Consider the following 2,536-nt stretch of genomic DNA (forward strand, 5'->3'; position numbering starts at 1 on the left):
AGCCGATCGCCGGCGTCAATACGGACATGACCGGCAAGCAGAAGGACATTCTCCAGGACATCATCACGTCGGATATTCGTTCCGTCGCCGAGAGCGTCGCGAAGAGCTATTGGCAGACGAAGCAGACATCGGCGCTCACCCCGCTGCTCGCCGCCTATCAGAACGCGACCCGCGATTACACACAGCAGCTCACTTCCGCGGCCAGCGACGTCCAGAAGCAGCTACAGAACGCCATCAAACCGCAGGACGCGCGCGCCGGAAAGCTCGGTCTCATCAACAATACGACGACCGATCTGTCGACGCTCGGATGGGCGTCCGCCGGGTCCTATTATCTGACCTTCGCTCAGCTGAATGGCCGCACACTGTCCCTGCTCAACGACCTGCCGATCGTCAACGGCCCGAGCTACAGCGGCTGGAGCAATGCGCTCAAGACAGATCTCGCGCCACTCATTCAAGCCAGCGACAACTTCCTCGCGCAGCTGCGCACCTATGTGAACACCGCCGATGGCGCCAACCCGCCGACCGGCAACGCCGACACATTCGGCAACGCCGCGGCTCGTGAAGGCGGCTCTTGGATCGAGCGCGTTTTTCGTTCGATCAATCTCAACGAGCCGCTCTTGAACTATATCGCGAACAGCATCTCTCCGACGTCGAACCAGTGGTCTGACCCCTTCGGCTCGCTCATCACGCTCGGCCAATATCTCATGACCGCCGCGCTGACCGCTTACGGACTCGCCATCGCCGCGTCATCTGGGGCCGTTCAGACGGGAGCGGCGGCCTTCTCGCTGCTCACCGGCAATTTCGCCGGGGCCGCCGCCGCCGCCGGTCTCGCCACACTCTCCGACGTCTTCAAGGCGCTCTTGACGCCCTTGTTCTTCGGTCTCCTGGCGCTTCTCATTCCCGGGATTATGATCGCCTATGTCCTCCCGATGATCCCCTGGGTGATGTGGATCGCGGGCGTGACCGGCTATCTGATCCTGGTGATCGAGGCGGTCATCGCGGTGCCACTCATGATGGTCGCCCATATGACGTTCGAAGGCGAGGGCCTGCATGGCCGCGCCATCCAGGTTTATGAGCTGCTCTTCAACGTGCTATTCCGGCCGGTCCTTATGCTCCTCGGCCTCTTCGCCGGCTATTTCGTGTTCTCGTCGGTCTCATGGCTCATTCGCATAAGCTTCGGAGTCGCCGTGCATTTTGTTCTCGAAAAGGGCTGGTTCGTCACCAATCTGATCGGGCTCGTTGTGCTCCTGGCGATTTTCGTTTTGCTGCATATCGTGGTCGCGATCAAAGCCTTCGGACTGATTTCGCTCATCCCGCACCATGTTCCCAAGATGCTCGGCTTCTCGCCGGCGAACCGTGTCGACATGGACGAGTTCAGCAAGGCGGCTGCTTGGACGGGAGCGCGAGGAACGGTCGAGACGATCGAAGAATACGCTCGGGGGCAGCTTTCTGGTCCGTCAAGACAAAAACGCGGCGATGGTGTAAGGTCTTCGGCCACTCGCTCTATCGCCTCTCCACGGAAGGGAATAACGGGCCCGCGAGATAGCGAGTCGGAGAAGAGCGGAAGCGTCGACTCGACCCTGAACGCCCAAACGGACGTCGGAGATCATAATAAGGACGGCTGAGATGCGCGACGACGACGAACCTGGCTCTGGAAACGGTATGCTTTGGTATGCGGTGGGTCGCTCGAGCGGCTATTCGAGCGGCAAGTCCGACGGCTATCGCGAGGGCGAAGACACCGGCTACTACGAAGGTGAGCAGGCGGCCCTGCGCAATCTCAACGCCCAGCAGGACGCCGAGTATCGCGCCGGCTGGCGTTCGATCCATATCAAAGATTTCAACGCCTGGATGGACGTCCTCAACAATGAGCGGAAGCGCAATGCTCAGCTCGCTGTAGACGTCGAAACCCTGCGGGAGTCCCTGGCGATTGCAGAGCGCCATGGGGAGGAGCACCGCAGGAAGCTGTCGAGAACGGAGAACTTCCTAAGTGGTATAGAAGAAACACTTTTGACGCTGCTCAACGCGTCGGAACAAGGCAAAGCGAGCCGCCCGGAATATGCCGAGCTGAAGGCGGTCATGTATCAGATGTTCGATGCGTGGTCGAAGGGCGATATCCTTTGCCGCCCAGACGCTCTGGGGCCACGAGTCGCCGCTCTGTGGCGAGCACTCAAGACGTGATACCATTCAAATAGCGCGGCGATATTCGCGCAGCCTTATCGCATGGTGGTTTCGCACAGGAGACCATCATGCGACATCTCTTCCTCTTTCTGATTTGCTTCTCCCTCCCGCTCGCGGCGTGTTCGTCGGGCAACGTCCGCGCCCCTGGCGACTACGACACCCCTCCTGCCCCAGCCGTCCGGCATCCTTTCTACGACCCCTACGCGGCCTATGGGGAAGGGAACGCCACATGGCGGCCGCCAGTGATCGATAGAAACGGAACCGTGGTCAAGCCTACGGAGCCCTCCACCCAGAGGTCTCGACCCGATTACGAGTCGGCGCCATGGGCGACCGGGGCGGCCGGCGGTTCCCGCAACGC

General features: G+C 60.8%; 2 protein-coding genes. Both read left to right on the top strand.

Annotated features, from left to right (window positions below; all coding sequences use genetic code 11):
• On the top strand, positions 1-1,625 hold a 1,625-nt coding region (locus A1351_RS07325), incomplete at its 5' end, for a DotA/TraY family protein (RefSeq protein WP_064032651.1).
• A 1-nt stretch (position 1,626) separates the two neighbouring features.
• Positions 1,627-2,178, top strand: coding sequence for a hypothetical protein (locus tag A1351_RS07330; protein ID WP_064032652.1), 552 nt, complete (start codon positions 1,627-1,629; stop codon positions 2,176-2,178).
• Positions 2,179-2,536 lie beyond the last annotated feature (358 nt).

The organism is Methylosinus sp. R-45379, assembly GCF_001644125.1.
GTDB lineage: Bacteria > Pseudomonadota > Alphaproteobacteria > Rhizobiales > Beijerinckiaceae > Methylosinus.

Bases quoted from the DNA above. Each gene is read 5' to 3' on its own strand.
- A1351_RS07330 (WP_064032652.1), top strand. From the start codon at position 1,627: ATGCGCGACGACGACGAACCTGGCTCTGGAAACGGTATGCTTTGGTAT.